The sequence below is a fragment of the Collinsella aerofaciens genome, from assembly GCF_015670795.1.
Taxonomy (GTDB): Bacteria; Actinomycetota; Coriobacteriia; order Coriobacteriales; family Coriobacteriaceae; genus Collinsella; species Collinsella aerofaciens_Q.
In genome coordinates this window covers 109405-123828 of record NZ_JADPCJ010000001.1, presented here as the reverse complement: position 1 = coordinate 123828, position 14424 = coordinate 109405, and the positions used below count along the sequence as shown (strand labels likewise).

Annotated in this window: 16 protein-coding genes; 6 read left to right on the top strand and 10 right to left on the bottom strand. The window is 55.5% G+C overall.

Annotation, left to right across the window (positions count from 1 at the left end; translation table 11 throughout):
- The first annotated feature begins 28 nt into the window (after nucleotides 1–28).
- From I4W09_RS00595 to I4W09_RS00585, 3 genes are all read left to right on the top strand, one after another.
- Nucleotides 29–559, top strand: coding sequence for an adenine phosphoribosyltransferase (locus I4W09_RS00595; protein WP_195362049.1), 531 nt, complete (start codon nucleotides 29–31; stop codon nucleotides 557–559).
- Between the two features lie 32 nt (nucleotides 560–591).
- Nucleotides 592–1719, top strand: coding sequence for a coiled-coil domain-containing protein (locus I4W09_RS00590; protein WP_196031242.1), 1128 nt, complete (start codon nucleotides 592–594; stop codon nucleotides 1717–1719).
- 164 nt (nucleotides 1720–1883) lie between these two features.
- The gene (locus tag I4W09_RS00585) at nucleotides 1884–2750 is read left to right on the top strand and encodes a DegV family protein (RefSeq protein ID WP_196031241.1); all 867 of its coding nucleotides are present in this window, start codon (nucleotides 1884–1886) and stop codon (nucleotides 2748–2750) included.
- Nucleotides 2751–2824: 74 nt separating this feature from the next.
- Here the strand turns inward: I4W09_RS00585 and I4W09_RS00580 are convergent, their stop codons facing one another.
- Both I4W09_RS00580 and I4W09_RS00575 read right to left on the bottom strand, forming a co-directional pair.
- Nucleotides 2825–3436, bottom strand: coding sequence for a DUF1836 domain-containing protein (locus I4W09_RS00580; RefSeq protein WP_196031240.1), 612 nt, complete (start codon nucleotides 3434–3436; stop codon nucleotides 2825–2827).
- 155 nt (nucleotides 3437–3591) lie between these two features.
- Entirely contained in the window at nucleotides 3592–4530 is a 939-nt protein-coding gene (locus tag I4W09_RS00575; protein WP_230318583.1) for an NAD(P)/FAD-dependent oxidoreductase, read from the bottom strand.
- A 118-nt stretch (nucleotides 4531–4648) separates the two neighbouring features.
- Here I4W09_RS00575 and I4W09_RS00570 point away from each other — a divergent pair, with 118 nt between their 5' ends.
- The gene (locus tag I4W09_RS00570; RefSeq protein WP_230318582.1) at nucleotides 4649–5950 is read left to right on the top strand and encodes an MGDG synthase family glycosyltransferase; all 1302 of its coding nucleotides are present in this window, start codon (nucleotides 4649–4651) and stop codon (nucleotides 5948–5950) included.
- Between the two features lie 457 nt (nucleotides 5951–6407).
- Here the strand turns inward: I4W09_RS00570 and dut are convergent, their stop codons facing one another.
- From dut to I4W09_RS00555, 3 genes are read right to left on the bottom strand one after another with little or no spacing between them, the layout of a single operon-like run.
- A complete protein-coding gene (gene dut, locus I4W09_RS00565; RefSeq protein ID WP_196031238.1) occupies nucleotides 6408–6851 on the bottom strand; it encodes a dUTP diphosphatase in 444 nt (147 codons plus the stop codon).
- Between the two features lie 4 nt (nucleotides 6852–6855).
- On the bottom strand, nucleotides 6856–7299 hold the full coding sequence (nrdR, locus tag I4W09_RS00560; protein ID WP_022093781.1) for a transcriptional regulator NrdR: 444 nt from the start codon (nucleotides 7297–7299) through the stop codon (nucleotides 6856–6858).
- Between the two features lie 51 nt (nucleotides 7300–7350).
- On the bottom strand, nucleotides 7351–7800 hold the full coding sequence (locus I4W09_RS00555) for a LysM peptidoglycan-binding domain-containing protein (protein ID WP_196031237.1): 450 nt from the start codon (nucleotides 7798–7800) through the stop codon (nucleotides 7351–7353).
- Between the two features lie 163 nt (nucleotides 7801–7963).
- Here I4W09_RS00555 and lexA point away from each other — a divergent pair, with 163 nt between their 5' ends.
- Both lexA and I4W09_RS00545 read left to right on the top strand, forming a co-directional pair.
- A complete protein-coding gene (gene lexA / locus I4W09_RS00550) occupies nucleotides 7964–8608 on the top strand; it encodes a transcriptional repressor LexA (protein ID WP_195239284.1) in 645 nt (214 codons plus the stop codon).
- Nucleotides 8608–9312 carry a heparan-alpha-glucosaminide N-acetyltransferase gene (locus I4W09_RS00545; protein WP_196031236.1) on the top strand — a complete coding sequence of 235 codons (705 nt, stop codon included), beginning with the start codon at nucleotides 8608–8610 and terminating at the stop codon, nucleotides 9310–9312. The genes lexA and I4W09_RS00545 overlap by 1 nt, the downstream gene beginning before the upstream one ends.
- Here I4W09_RS00545 and hflX read toward each other — a convergent pair.
- From hflX to I4W09_RS00520, 5 genes are all read right to left on the bottom strand, one after another.
- A complete protein-coding gene (gene hflX, locus I4W09_RS00540) occupies nucleotides 9297–10586 on the bottom strand; it encodes a GTPase HflX (RefSeq protein ID WP_196031235.1) in 1290 nt (429 codons plus the stop codon). The genes I4W09_RS00545 and hflX overlap by 16 nt on opposite strands.
- Nucleotides 10586–11524 carry a tRNA (adenosine(37)-N6)-dimethylallyltransferase MiaA gene (gene miaA, locus I4W09_RS00535; protein WP_196031234.1) on the bottom strand — a complete coding sequence of 313 codons (939 nt, stop codon included), beginning with the start codon at nucleotides 11522–11524 and terminating at the stop codon, nucleotides 10586–10588. Before miaA ends, hflX begins: the two co-directional genes overlap by 1 nt.
- On the bottom strand, nucleotides 11524–12894 hold the full coding sequence (miaB, locus tag I4W09_RS00530; RefSeq protein WP_055285164.1) for a tRNA (N6-isopentenyl adenosine(37)-C2)-methylthiotransferase MiaB: 1371 nt from the start codon (nucleotides 12892–12894) through the stop codon (nucleotides 11524–11526). Before miaB ends, miaA begins: the two co-directional genes overlap by 1 nt.
- Nucleotides 12895–12946: 52 nt before the next feature.
- Nucleotides 12947–13264: a stage V sporulation protein S gene (locus I4W09_RS00525; protein ID WP_006235982.1), complete on the bottom strand. Its 318-nt coding sequence runs from the start codon at nucleotides 13262–13264 to the stop codon at nucleotides 12947–12949.
- A 74-nt stretch (nucleotides 13265–13338) separates the two neighbouring features.
- The gene (locus tag I4W09_RS00520) at nucleotides 13339–14424 is read right to left on the bottom strand and encodes an ATP-binding protein (protein ID WP_006235981.1); all 1086 of its coding nucleotides are present in this window, start codon (nucleotides 14422–14424) and stop codon (nucleotides 13339–13341) included.

Here is a 14424-nt window from a genome sequence, read left to right as displayed (position 1 = left end):
ATTTCGGCAATCCATGAAAGGTCACGCCATGTATGACTTCGAATCTCATATCGTCGATATTCCCGACTATCCCGAACCCGGAGTCGTATTTAAGGACATCACGCCGCTCTTTGGCAATCCCGAGGCTCTCAAAGCCATGACCGATGCCCTCGCCGAGCACTTTGCCGGCATGGGAATCACCAAGGTCGTGGGTCCCGAGGCTCGCGGCTTTATGGTTGGCGTACCGGTGGCTGTAGCCCTTGGCGCCGGCTTTGTTCCCGCACGTAAACCGGGAAAGCTGCCGCGCGAGACCGTGAGCCAGAGCTACGAGCTCGAGTACGGCACCGATTCAATTGAGATCCATGCCGACGCTATCAGCTCTAAAGATACCGTGTTGATTCTGGACGACTTGGTCGCGACGGGCGGAACCGTCGAGGCAACAGGTAAACTGGTGCGAGATATGGGCGCAAAGCTTGTCGGTTATGGTTGTATCCTTGAGCTTGCGTTTCTCAACCCGCGCGAGAAGCTCACGCCGTCTGATGACGATGTGGAGCTCTTTAGCCTGGTGACGGTGGACTAGCCGTTACCCTTAGTTACTGGAAAGGAAGCTACATGCGCACAGCAAACACGCACAAAAACATGGCACGCTGCGCTGCTACGGCAACCCTCGCTTGTGTTTTGGGCTTGGGCCTCGCGGCTCCTGCCTACGCCGATACCGCATCCGACCTTGCCGCTGCTCGTACGAAGCTCGAGCAGATCGGTACCCAAACCCAGCAGATTTACGATGAACTCGCCACGCAGACGCAGGCGCTCGATCAGACTGCTGGCGAGATCACGCAAAAGCAGCAGGAGATCGCCGACGGTCAGGCCAAGCTCTCGACCTATGTCGCCGGCGAGTACAAAACCGGCGGCCTGAGCCTGCTTCAGGTTCTGACGGGTGTCGATGACCTGAGCGATATGCTCAACCGTCTGTTCTACTACGGCAAAGTTTCCGATAAGCAAGCTCAGACCATTCAAGAGGTCAAGGAGCTTAAGCAGCAGCTCACCGATAAGCAGGCCGAGCAGGAAAAGAACGTCGCCACCACGCAAAAGAAGGTCGACGAGCTTAACGCCCAGCAGGCTGAAGCCCAGAACGTCGTAAACTCCCTGGATTCGCAGCTGCAAGCCGAGCTTGCCGCCGAGGCCGAGGCCAACGCCGCGCTGCAGGCCGGCATCAACGCCAGCACCGCCGAGAAGGCCACGGTGAGCAACGAGACTGCCGGTGCGACCGAGAACACCAACAACGGTGGCCAGACCAGCAATAACAACAACCAGGGCGGCAACACTCCGGCGCCCACGCCGACACCTGCTCCGACGCCGCAGCCCTCCACGCCTGCTCCGGCTCCGACGCCTTCTGCTCCGAGCCAGTCCGTCGATGGCGGTTCTGTTGTCTCACGTGCATACAGCAAGCTTGGTTGTGCTTATTCCTGGGGCGGAATTGGCCCGAACAGCTTCGACTGCTCTGGTTTTGTTAGCTATTGCCTCACTGGTCGCTATTGCCGCCTGGGCACCACGGGTACCTTTATGGGCTGGACGCGTGTGTCCGATCCGCAGCCCGGTGACGTTGTGGTCAACTCGTACCACACCGGCATTTACATCGGCGGTGGTCAGATGATTCATGCTTCCGACTACAACACGGGTGTTATCATCAGCTCCGTTGCCGCCGGCATGAACAATAACTACATCTTTGTGCGCTACTAAGTATTCAGATAAAGCAAACGGATATGGACCTCGTGGCTTTGAGTCATGGGGTCCATTCTTTTGCCTTCCGTGCAGGCCGCTATCTAGTTTTGAATACTAGATAGCGGCCCAATCGGTCTGCAAGATGGCTATAATTGTTAGAGAACAATTAGAAAGGACCCTCTATGAGCTGGGCACTTATCTCCGATTCAAGCTGTAACCTCCGCGATTGGCAACCGACCGCACCCCATACCACCTTTGCATTTGCGCCCCTCAAAATTCGAGTGGGGGAGCGTGAATTCGTCGATGACCTTTCTCTCGATGTTCATGAGCTCAACTGCGCTGTTCAGGCGGAGACGAACGCTTCTTCGAGCGCTTGTCCCAGCGTAGGGGAGTGGGCCGAGCTCTTCAAATTGGCAGACAAGACCATCTGCATGCCGATCTCTGAGGGCGTGTCGGGAAGCTACAACGCAGCAGCCACGGCTCGCGATATGGTTCTTGCCGAGGAGCCCGACCGACAGATTCATCTAGTCAATTCACGCGCAGCTGGCGGCAAAATGGACCTCATTTTCCTGTTGTTCGACCGCTATCTTGCAAGCAATCCGAATGTCTCATTCGAGGATGCTTGCGCATACTTCGATAGCCTTGAACAGAACAGCAAAATCCTCTTCAGTTTGTGCAATTACGAAAACCTCGCCAAAGCCGGACGTATCCCTAAGGCAGCCGGCGTCATTGCCAACAAGCTCAATATCCGCATTTTGGGCACGGCGAGTGAGGCCGGTAAAATCGAACTCGTCGGGCACACGCGTGGCGAAAAGAAGATGCTCAACAAGATCATCGACACTATGGAAGCCGAGGGCTTTACGGGCGGTGAGGTCATCATCGATCACGTTGAGAACGAAGCTGGAGCCCAGGCGCTTACTGATCGCATAGTCGAACATTGGCCCGGCTCCAAGACCATCATCATGCCCTGCAACGGCCTGGATTCCTATTATGCCGAGATGCACGGCCTGATCATCGGCTACGGCATGGGCGTAGCTTCGGGCAAATAAAGTCCAACCAAGCAAAAAAAACGGGCGGGACAAAGCGACAGATGGCTCTTTGTCCCGCCCGTTTTATACGTCGGCTAGCTATTAAACCCGTTGAACTTGAGATAGCTCATCAAGTAAGCCTTCAAAACAAAGGATGAAACCGCGCTGCGCACAAGCAGCGACTCACGCGTTACCTGATGCGCCGTATCGGGAACCGGCGTCTGCTCGACGGAAAACGCCGAACGAATCGATGCCTCGAGCTGATCGACCACATAATCAAAGGCCGTCGGGGCATCGTAGCTCAAACGCTGAATGTTAAAGAGTGCCTGCACCGCAGCAATAGGTAGCACCTGCTTAAAGATGCAGATAGCGATCAGGCGGGCAATCTGCTCGCGGCCATATTGCTTTTTGACCGGAGCAGGCACCAGGCCGACCTTCACGTAGTTATTGATCATCGATGGCGTAATGACAGGCTGCTCAACGCAAATGGACAGCGGCTCCATCCACAGCGCAACATACTCAATAACCTGGTCGCGGTAGAGCGTCACATTGGGCAACTGGTTATAGCGCGGCAGACTCAACGTATTAAGTTTGCGCACGATATCGGACTGAATAAATGCATCGGGCAGCACAGTGGGCTGAATATCCTCAGGCTTAATGCTGACCGATGTATCGGACATCGGGATAACGCGTTTGGCGTGGTTCATAAGGATCCTCCGTTCATTAGCTATATTGTATTCTAGGTTATCTAGTTTTGCATACCATATAGCCGGCAAGTAAAAGTGGTTGGACAGCACATTGATGCACCGTCCAACCACTTTGTTTTAAAGATAGCAACCTTACATAAGATATATTATCGTACTTATCCGCGTAGGAAAGCGTATGCACTGGTTGCCGCTATGGCTCCGTCAGAAACGGCGGTCACAACCTGGCGTAAACGCTTGGAGCGGATATCGCCGGCGGCAAATAGGCCAGGCGTGCGGGTGGCCATAGAATCATCGGTAAGGATGCCGCCATCGGGCCCCAGATCGACCAGATGCTCAACAAGCTCGGTATGTGGCTGCGTCCCCGTAAAGACAAAAATGCCAAACGAGCCAGGTTCAAAGGTCTCAGTATGCGTTTTGCCACTCGCATTGTCCTTGAACGTGATTGTCGTGGGCATCGTTTCGCCAGAAAGCTCAACAATACTAGTTTGGTACCTAACTGAAATATTGTCCTTAGCAAGCACCTTATTCACAACGCCCTCGGGTGCACGGAACTGATCGCGACGCAGCACGATGGTCACGCTGCTGGCAATGTCGGACAGGAACAGCGCCTCCTCGCATGCCGAATTGCCACCTCCAATAACAAAGACCTGTTTGCCACGGAAGAACATGCCGTCACACGTCGCGCAGTACGAAACGCCACGACCGCGATACGTGTCCTCGCCAACAAAACCCGCAGGACGCGGCGTGGCGCCCATGCACGCAATGACGCTCTTGGCCGCTGTGTCGCCCATGTCATGATGGATGGTAAATTGAGCCGCATCGGCATCGTAATCGACGCCCGTCACCATACTCCATTCAACCTGAGCCCCCAGGCCTTCAGCATGCTGTTGGAACCGCTCACCAAGTTCGGCACCGCTCAGTAGCGGAATGCCAGGATAATTCTCAATCTCATTGCTCGTGGCAATCTGTCCGCCCGACATGCCCTGCTCAAGGACAGTCGTCGTCAGGTTGGCGCGCGCCGCATAAATGGCGGCAGCATAACCCGCGGGACCGCCACCGATAATCGCAACATCGATCCTCTGGTCGGTAGTCATAAAGAGTCCTCTCGTCGAAACGTTGTCGTTCTTTGCGCTCATACCCAAATTTACGTGAACGTGACACTCATGCACTACAATGATAAATCCGTGTTACAACGTCGAAGGGGAGTTATCGATGGATCAGACGCAGACGAGCGACGACGCTCCCCTGCCCATGCCGGCCACTCCCCAATCGGAGCAAACCACGCTCTTGGCTCAGCAAAAACCTCTCGTGACCATCGTGCACGCCTCGGTCGGCTCGGGTCACAAGGCCGCCGCAAATGCGATTGCGCAGGCATTCGACCTCATCCGCGGCACCAATGGCATCCCCGAGGACGTTGAGATTGAAGTGCTCGATATCCTTGATTTTGGACGTATTAAATTCGACGGCAATAAGACCGCGGCTTCTTTTACAGGAGCCACGCGCCCCATTTACGATCTGACCTGGAGATATACGCTTACGGGACATCTTCTCTGGGGTGGCGGCACGGCATGGTCGCGAATTATGTTCCCCGCCTTCAACGAATATATTCGTAGCCGCAGGCCCATAGCCGTGGTCGCAACGCACATCACAGCAGCCAATGTTGCCGTGGGTGCCCGCGTAATTACGGGTATCGATTATCCGGTCATCTGCGTACCGACCGACTACGAAGTCGAGGGCTGGTGGCCCCACAAGGACACCGATCTGTTCTGTGTTGCCAACGAATTTATGGCCAAAACGCTGCGTCCGCGCAAGGTACCCGAATCAAAGATTCGCATTACCGGCATTCCTATTCGCGCCGGATTCGACACGGATTACGATCGCGAGGAAGAGCTCGCAAAGTTCAACCTCCCCACCGACAAGACCGTCGTGTTGGTAATGGCCGGTGCCAGTTTGCCTCAGCCTTACGTCCGCTTTCGCGCGGCGATGGACCACACACTCCCCTTCCTGCGCGGCTTCGAAGACATGCACTTTGTCTTTTTGCCCGGCAAAGACGTGGAGTATGCCACCCGGCTGAAGACGCTCTTCGATGCCATGAAGCTCGAGAACGTCACGGTTCTGGACTACGTGGACGACATGGCAGCCCTCATGCACGGCTGCGACCTGGCAATCCTCAAATCGGGCGGGCTCACCGTCACTGAGTGCCTGTGCGCGCATCTGCCGATGATCCTACTGGGCAAATCATACGGTCAGGAAAAGGCCAACACCACGATGCTCACCGGCATGGGCGCCAGCATGCATGTCACCACCGCACGAGAACTCATCGTAACCCTACGTCACTTGCACGACCATCCCGAATCACTCAAAGCCCTACTCATCAACGGCGAAGTACTACGCCGCCCTCACGCTGCCAAAGACATCGCCATCGCAACCATGGAGCTCGTAGGCAAGCCCCAAAAGCGCAAAAGAGCCTTCTGCCGCTTCTACTGGGGCGGAAAACCTGCGCATATCCGCTAGCATTGGATTGTCCGCTTACCTGCGGGAGGCCCCTATATATCATCCCATGCTCAAACATTCTCGCTGCGCTGCGAAACTGCGCGTGGGACGATATATAGGGGCCTCCCGCAGGTAAGCTGCGTTAACGTACTAGCAGCTATACCAGATTCCCCACCACTAGAACCTGCAAAGGCAAAACCTGAAAATATTAATTCAGATAGCCGATGCGACAAAGGAGGTATCCCTTTATCGCATCGGCTAACTAGAAAGATTGTTTTATCTCAAGCATGTAGCCCTTTCGCCTGAGCCCCATACATATCGTCCCGCGCGCAGTTTCGCAGCGCAGCGAGAATGTTTGAGCACGGGATGATATGTATGGGGCTCAGGCGAAAGCGGGATCCATGCGCCCCTGCGAAGCGAGAATGTTTGAGCATGGAATGATATGTGTGGGAGACGGGCGGGAGGGATACGAGCGCCCCTAAGCGACGCCGCTGGAGCCGAAGCCTCCGTTGCCTCGGTCGGTTTTGTCTAGTTCTTCTACTTCTACGAGGTTGACCGTGGGGACTTCTTGGATGACAAGTTGGGCTATGCGGTCGCCTTTGTTGATTTGGATGTTGTTGGAGGGGTCCAGGTTGATGAGGATAACCTTGAGTTCTCCTCGGTAGTGGGCGTCAATGAGGCCCGGCGTGTTGACTATAGACAGGCCCTGCTTGATGGCCAAGCCGCTGCGGGGCTGCACGAAGCCGGCGTAGCCATCGGGCAGGGCGATGGCCAGCCCAGTAGAGACCAGACGACGTTCGAAGGGCTTCAAGACGCAGTCCTCGTTGGAGCGCAAATCCAAGCCGGCATCGGTGGGATGGGCGTATTTGGGAAGCTCGACGGTGGGGTCGAGACGCTTTATGTTGACGGTAATGTTGGACATGGAATCACCTTAGCTTGTCGAGCTCTTGCAGAAACTCATCGACGTCTTTGAAATCGCGGTAGACCGAGGCAAAGCGGATGTACGCCACCTTGTCGATCTTGGCCAAGCGCTTGAGTACCATGTCACCCAACTCATGGGACGTAACGGCCGTCAGCGTGCGAGAGCGCAGCTCGACCTCGATGTCATCGATAATCTCATTGAGCTTCTTAGTGTCGATATCGCGCTTGATGGTGGCGCGCATCAAGCCGACGAGCAGCTTATTGCGATCGAACCGCTGCTTGGTTCCGTCTGACTTAATAACCTCGATTGGATCTTCACATCGCTCGAACGTTGTAAAGCGGTAGTTACACGAGCAACATTCGCGACGGCGCTTAATGGTGTTATTTGACTCCTGCATACGGGAATCAACGACGCGGGTATGTGCCTTGCCGCATTTGGGACAGCGCATGGTACCTCCTCTTAAACGATAACAAGGGTACCATGCGCAGCGCGATAATGATTACGAACGAGCAGGAACCTTAAGATGCGCACCGGCGGCGAGCGAACCATGCTCCAGATGATTGACGTTACGGATCATGTCGGAAGTCTCTTGCGTGGAAAGGCCTTCGATAGGATATTCCTCGGCAAGAGACCAAAGAGAATCGCCAGGCTGAACGCGAATGGTCTCGTAGGTAACGTTGGAAACGGACTCGGCATACGCGGTGTGGCGAGCGCTAAAGACCGACGTAGCAAGGACAAAGAAGAGCGTAAGCGAAACGGCAACAGCGACAATCGTCGGAACCTTCAGGGCAACGCGGGCCGGCGCGACTGCAGCCTGCTGATTGCGAGCAGACTTTACGGTCAAAGGCTGAAAGCCGGAGCGGCCACCCTGAACAACCGTAAAAGTGGGTTCCGCAGGCATCTCGAGCTTAAGGGCGAGGTTTCCCTGGACCATATTCGTTGCTTTCATCATGTTCTCCTCTCGCGTGTTTTGCTGAGAACAGTTTTATCAAGCCGCGCGGACAAAAATGTCTAGCGCGAGAACGAATGTTCGGTTATTATTATCTTCGAACAGTTGTTCCTGTCAAGCAATAATCGAACATTTGTTTGACATTGGCAGAGAGGATCCCCTGATGGCTCGCAAAATTACCAAGCGTCAGCAGCAGATTTACGACTTCATCAAGGAATATCAGCAGGAGAAGGGCTATCCGCCCAGTGTGCGCGAGATGGCATCGGCCGTAGGCCTCTCCTCCCCCAGCACGGTGCATGCTCATCTCTCTGCCCTGGAGGCTCGAGGACTGCTCAAGCGCGATGCCACCAAGCCTCGCGCCCTAGAGCTCTTTGATGAGGACGGATCCTCTGTTTCGATTTCCAAATCCGATGAACCCACGGCGCCCCGCGGAACGGTCTCGCTGCCGCTCGTCGGTCGCGTCGCGGCTGGGATTCCCATTCTGGCCGAACAAAATATCGAGGACACCTTTACCATCCCGACCGAAATCGCCACAGACCAGGGCTCCTTTATCCTTGAAGTGCACGGCAGCTCAATGATCAATGTCGGCATCTACAACGGTGACTACATTATCGTTCGCGAGCAAAAGAGCGCGATGAACGGTGAAATCGTCGTGGCTATGATCGATGGCTCGGCGACTGTCAAAACGTTCTACAAGGAGCAGGGGCGCGTGCGCTTGCAGCCCGAGAACGACACTATGGAGCCCATCTATGCGACGAACCCCGTTATTTTGGGTAAGGTTGTCGGGTTAATGCGCCGGTTCTCGTAATGCAAAAACGCATCACCATATTTGATACCGTCCGCGGGGTTACTATGCTGTCGATGGCAGGTTTTCACGCCTGCTACGATTTGGCCTACCTATATAGATGGGATATGCCATGGTTTACCGAAACGGTTTTCCAGGATATCTGGCGCGCAAGTATCAGCTGGGTATTTTTGTTTATCGCCGGTTGGATGTGCACGCTCTCGCGTAATAACGTTAAGCGCGCCCTCAAGTACGCGGCCGCAGCTTTGGTCGTATGGATTGCAACTACACTGGTATCAGTCGACGATTCGGTAAACTTTGGCATCATTTATTGCATGGCGGCGTGCACCGCGGTGGTTGCACTCACCCGTCCGTTACTTCAAAAAATGCCGGGCTCGTGGGGCATCGCAGCGTGCCTTGTTCTTTTTGCCCTAACCTGGGGCATTCCAAAAGCGGTCTACCCACTCCCCTACCTGGCATGGCTTGGATTCCCGGGCCCGGGTTTTGTTTCGGGAGACTACTATCCGCTCATTCCGTTTGTCTTTATGTACCTTACCGGCTTTTTTGCTGCCCAGGCAGCACAAGCATCAAGCCTTGAAGCGCCAGCATGGGCATACGCTAATCCCATCCCGGTGCTCGCAGCCCTCGGTCGGCATGCCTTGCCGTTCTATCTGCTCCATCAACCTGTCATTCTAGGCGTGTTAGAGCTCATTTATTCCGTACGATAGCGCTCAAGACGCGGCGCGATTCGGGCCGGCAACTTCGCCACAATGCGAACGCCATCCTCGAGATATTCCTCATGCAGAAGGGTTCCCTGCTCATGCGCCAGCGTGATGAGGGCACCCTCGCGATACGGGATATCAGCGGAGAGCAACACATCGGTGGCAGCTGCCTCACGAGCAATACGGTCGACGAGATCGTCGAGCCCCTCGCCCGTCTGGGCTGAAAACAGCACGGCCTCGGGATAGCGACGACGGAAACTCAATCGATCGACGCTATCGAGTAGGTCGATTTTATTGAACACCGTAAGCGTCAAACGCTCGCCGGCACCGATCTCGTCAAGAACGCGATCGACTGCCTCGAGTTGGCGCTCGTAGTCCTCGTCAGAGGCATCCACAACTTTAAGGATCAGGTCGGCACCAAGAACCTCAGACAGCGTGGACTTAAAGGCATCAACGAGACCATGCGGTAGCTTTTGAATAAAGCCAACGGTATCAGTAATGGTCATACCACGACCACCGGGCAAGCGATACGAGCGCGTCGTCGGATCGAGCGTGGCAAACAATTTATCCTGTGATAGCACCGTAGACCCGGTCAGGCGATTGAGCAACGTCGACTTACCGGCATTGGTATAACCGGCTAAGGCAACGCGAAACGCCGGCGACTCGATACGACTCTTTGACTGGACATCGCGGCGCTGTTCAACCTGCTTAAGCTCGCGACGAAGCGCGGCAATCTTGTTGCGAATCAAACGTCGGTCAACCTCGAGCTGGCTTTCGCCCTGGCCAAAGCGCGAACCAATGCCACCGCGTGTCTGCTCTTTAGCAAGATGGCTCCACATACCGCGCAAGCGGGGCAATAGATACTGCAATTGGGCTAGCTGCACCTGCAGGCGGCCCTCACGGGTCTGAGCGTGCAGGCCAAAGATATCGAGAATCAACGCCGTACGGTCGATAATCTTAACCGGTTCGCCCACGGCTTTCTCAAGATACGACTGCTGCGAAGGCGTTAAATCGTCGTCGAAGATAACAACATCGGCATCCATACGATGTACGAGCCCGCAAAGCTCCTCAACCTTACCGGAGCCGATAAACGATTTTGGATACGGCTTAACCAGACACTGTGACAAACGCGCCACGCACTGGGCGCCAGCCGTATGGGCCAGGCGCTCAAGCTCGTCAAGCGAACGATCGAGCGGCCAGGCGTTATCGCGCCACTCAACTCCGACAAGAACGGCGCGTTCGGGCTCGGGTGCCGTGGGAACAAGGGGGAAACGGGCCATTAGGCAGCCTCAATACGATGCAGGATGTCCTCAACGACCTCATCGATCGTAAACTCGTCCATATCAAACCACACGATACGGTCATCGCGCTTAAACCACGAAAGCTGACGTTTGGCATAGCGACGCGAACGCATCTTGATGAGTTCGCGAGCCTCATCCATAGAAATCACGCCATTGAAAGCATCAATGATCTCTTTATAGCCAATTGCCTGCATCGAAGTCAGGGCATCTCCCAGCCCCTGGTCCATAAGACCGCGAACCTCATCGACAAGACCCTGCTCAAACATCAGATCGACGCGCAGGTTAATGCGCTCGTAGAGCACCTCGCGATTACGCGTCAGACCAAACCATAGAGCATGATAATGCTCGCGCGGAACACTAAACTGACTTTTTTGCTGTGCATAGGAGATACCATCATCATGCATCTCGAGCGCACGAATCACACGGCGCACATTATGGGGATGAATAACAGCAGCCGATTCTGGGTCGCGCTCGGCAAGCAGGGCATGCAGCTCTTCCTCGCCAATACGCTCGGCAAGCTCCTGATAGCCCATACGACGATCGTCCTCAAGTTCACCCGAAGGAAAGTCCATTTCATCGAGGGCGGCCTTGAGATACAGCCCCGTACCTCCGCAAAAAACCGGCAGGCAACCCGAACCAAGGAGACGTTCAACATGCGCGCGAGCGTCAGCCTGATAAAGCGCAGCAGAATATGCCACACCCGGCTCTACAATGTCGACGAGACGCAGCGGCACCGTACACTCATCGGGCGCCATCTTTGCGGTACCGATGTCCATGCCGCGATAGATTTGCATCGCATCGAACGACAGCACTTCGGACGAAAGACGAGCTGCCAAACGGTCGGCAACATCACTCTTACCAACCGCCGTCGGACCGACGATCGCAACGGCGGAAAGTCCTGCCCTGGGAGAAACCATTAGCGCGGCTCGCCCACAACGGAGCCGGACAAATACCAGGTCTTGGCAACGTCAACGTCAACATCAACGATCTTGCCAACAAGCTGATCGATGCTGTAACCCTCGGGGATAGGCGCATGCACGGTCTGATTCTTGGGACTCTTGCCCAGCAGGACCGCGTCGTTCTTTTTACTCGTTCCCTCAATGAGCGCCGGCACCACAGTATGAAGCTCACCCTGGTTATACTCGTGTGCCGTAGTCTCGATAACCTTAACCAGGCGGTTGAAACGCTCGAGAATAACCTCATGCGGCGTAGGATCGTCAATCTCTGCGGCCGGGGTACCGGCGCGCTTGGAATAGATGAAGGTATAGGCCTGAGCATAGCGGACCGTCTCGGCAAGTGAGAGCGTCTGCTCAAAGTCCTCTTCAGTCTCGCCCGGGAAGCCAACGATAATATCGGTCGAGAGCGCGATATCGGGCATGCGGTTGCGAATGCGATCGACCAGGCCCAGATAGTCCTCGCGTGTATAACGGCGATTCATCTCTTTGAGGATACGCGTGGAGCCCGACTGAACGGCCAAGTGAAGCTGCGGCATGACGGCGGGCGTCTCGGCCATGGCGTCGATGGTCTCGGGCAGCAGATCCTTAGGATGAGAAGAGGTAAAGAAGATGCGCTCCACACCCGTATCACCCACGGCACGCAGCAGATCGGCAAAACGCGGCTTGCCAAACAGATCGCGACCATATGAGTTAACGTTTTGGCCCAGCAGCGTAATCTCGCGCACGCCCTGGCGCACCAAACCGGTCACCTCGTCGACAATTTCCTCGAAGGGGCGGCTCTTTTCGCGACCGCGCACGTACGGCACGATGCAATAGGTACAGAAATTATTGCAGCCCGTCATAATGGGCACCCAGGCGTGATACTGGGTCTCGCGATGCCACGGCATGCTCATGGCATCCGTATCCTCATGCTCATTGGTGCGGATATGACGCTTGCCATCAAGGAACGCCTCGGCAATGAGCTCGGCCACATGTGCGATGGAATGCGTACCAAAGATGACATTGACGTTATCGACGTTGGTGAGCAGGCCCTCGCCATCGCGCTGCGCGATGCAACCACCAACGGCAACCACACGCTTGCCCGAGGGTGAGGGCGGGAGGCTCTTACAAGAGTTGCACTGACCGTACAGGCGAGTATCGGCGGCCTCGCGCACGCAGCATGTCATGAAGACAACAATATCGGCATGCTCGGGATCGAGCGCCATGAGGCAACCATACGAATCGAGCAGACCGCTCACGCGCTCAGAGTCGTGCTGATTCATCTGGCAGCCAAAGGTGCGGATAAAGTAGGTTTTACCGGCAAGAATATCGCGTACGGAACGCTGGTCCATGTGCATAAGTCCTAACGATGGAGAGGGGGGGGCGAATCGAGGCAAGCAGAAGCTATGCCACAGGCTTAACATCATCCATGACGACGTTATCCATAGCAGCTCGATTGATCTGGTGAACGTAAATAGAAAGACGGATGGCCGTGCGCGACTCCCCGTTAATAAGGATGTCGGAGAACACGGGCGCGCAGGAAATATCAAAACCGGTTGGAATCAAAAAACCGCGCGCGATAGCCACAGCCTTTATGGCCTGGTTGACCGCACCGGCGCCGACACACTGAATGTTGACGGGCACACCATCCTTGACCATGCCGGCGATGGCGCCGGCAACGGACGCGGGCGATGATTTGCTTGATACCTTCAGGCAATCCATGAAGAAACTCCTGCGTTTAAAAGTACGTTTTAACTGCAATAACTGTATCGTACCGAGTGGACTCGGTAAAGGCACTATTCCTCTTTGGCAAGATCGAAGGTCACAGTGATTCGATCACGCGAAACGCGAATCTTTGGGTCGCCGCAAAGGTTGAGATAGTACCGGGCGGCAAGGTCATTAAAGTCGCGCTCCACAGCACGCGAAAACTGTGCCATGTCATCCTTGGCAATACGAAGCCCGCGACGATCCTTCGCGAGATCGACAGGAGCCGGCGCATGCGAGGACGAATCACGCTCGCGCAGCAGACGCGCGGTCACACCGCGAACGGGCTTAATCTGCCCTGCCAAAATGCGATGTGCCGTGCGCTCGGACATCTCAAGACCCAAACCCGAGCAGATACGAATAAAGTCCTCGGCATCAGAGGCAAGGCCTAAACGATCGACAACCGGAAGCTCGCTCTCGTCATCAATAAACAGGAGACGAGACGTATCGAGCCGACTTGACGCCTGAGCATAAAGGGTCGCGGCAATCTCAGACGGAGAACCAAGATAGACATCGCAACCACGCAGCTCCTCGAGCGCAAACTCACAGGCAGCGCGAATAATATTATGCGGGCCGCGAGCACAGACATAACGTCCGTCCTCATCCTTGACGGCCTGGGGCCAGCTGGACTGATCGGCACGCTCACTGAGGCGGTCGGCTGCAACGCTCACCTTAAAGGCTGAACCAAGATCGACGCCGGACGTGACCACACGGGCCTCGTCGGTGTTCTGCTTGATCGAAAACAATGCCATGCCACGACCGTGAACGCCCCAACGGTCCATCTTCATGCTCTCGAGCTTGGAGGTAACGCGGGCATCGAAGATTCGCTCTTGCATATCCTGCGGAACGCCCGAACCGTTATCCAGAAAGACAAGCGTGCGGACGCCATCTTCCTTGGTCGTGGCGAGATAGACCTTGTCGGCGCCGGCATCGCGAGCATTACGGAGCATTTCGATGACGATATCCTCGACATGCTGAATGTCGTGTTTTGCCTGGCGCCGCTCGGCCTCCGAAACGCGGAGGCGGACATACCCCTCGCCAAGGTTCTCCTCGACGCGAAGGTTGCCCTCCCCCGACATCGACGCGATAAATGAGATGAGCTCGTTCGCGTCGCTCAT

Excerpts from the sequence above, each read along its gene's own strand:
- miaB (WP_055285164.1), bottom strand. The coding sequence starts at position 12,894 with ATGGACCAGCGTTCCGTACGCGATATTCTTGCCGGTAAAACCTACTTT.
- I4W09_RS00545 (WP_196031236.1), top strand. The coding sequence starts at position 8,608 with ATGCAAAAACGCATCACCATATTTGATACCGTCCGCGGGGTTACTATG.
- I4W09_RS00595 (WP_195362049.1), top strand. The coding sequence starts at position 29 with ATGTATGACTTCGAATCTCATATCGTCGATATTCCCGACTATCCCGAA.
- nrdR (WP_022093781.1), bottom strand. The coding sequence starts at position 7,299 with ATGCGCTGTCCCAAATGCGGCAAGGCACATACCCGCGTCGTTGATTCC.
- I4W09_RS00570 (WP_230318582.1), top strand. The coding sequence starts at position 4,649 with ATGGATCAGACGCAGACGAGCGACGACGCTCCCCTGCCCATGCCGGCC.
- I4W09_RS00575 (WP_230318583.1), bottom strand. The coding sequence starts at position 4,530 with ATGACTACCGACCAGAGGATCGATGTTGCGATTATCGGTGGCGGTCCC.
- I4W09_RS00590 (WP_196031242.1), top strand. The coding sequence starts at position 592 with ATGCGCACAGCAAACACGCACAAAAACATGGCACGCTGCGCTGCTACG.
- I4W09_RS00525 (WP_006235982.1), bottom strand. The coding sequence starts at position 13,264 with ATGGATTGCCTGAAGGTATCAAGCAAATCATCGCCCGCGTCCGTTGCC.
- I4W09_RS00555 (WP_196031237.1), bottom strand. The coding sequence starts at position 7,800 with ATGAAAGCAACGAATATGGTCCAGGGAAACCTCGCCCTTAAGCTCGAG.
- I4W09_RS00585 (WP_196031241.1), top strand. The coding sequence starts at position 1,884 with ATGAGCTGGGCACTTATCTCCGATTCAAGCTGTAACCTCCGCGATTGG.
- lexA (WP_195239284.1), top strand. The coding sequence starts at position 7,964 with ATGGCTCGCAAAATTACCAAGCGTCAGCAGCAGATTTACGACTTCATC.
- I4W09_RS00580 (WP_196031240.1), bottom strand. The coding sequence starts at position 3,436 with ATGAACCACGCCAAACGCGTTATCCCGATGTCCGATACATCGGTCAGC.
- hflX (WP_196031235.1), bottom strand. The coding sequence starts at position 10,586 with ATGGCCCGTTTCCCCCTTGTTCCCACGGCACCCGAGCCCGAACGCGCC.
- miaA (WP_196031234.1), bottom strand. The coding sequence starts at position 11,524 with ATGGTTTCTCCCAGGGCAGGACTTTCCGCCGTTGCGATCGTCGGTCCG.
- dut (WP_196031238.1), bottom strand. The coding sequence starts at position 6,851 with ATGTCCAACATTACCGTCAACATAAAGCGTCTCGACCCCACCGTCGAG.
- I4W09_RS00520 (WP_006235981.1), bottom strand. The coding sequence starts at position 14,424 with ATGAGCGACGCGAACGAGCTCATCTCATTTATCGCGTCGATGTCGGGG.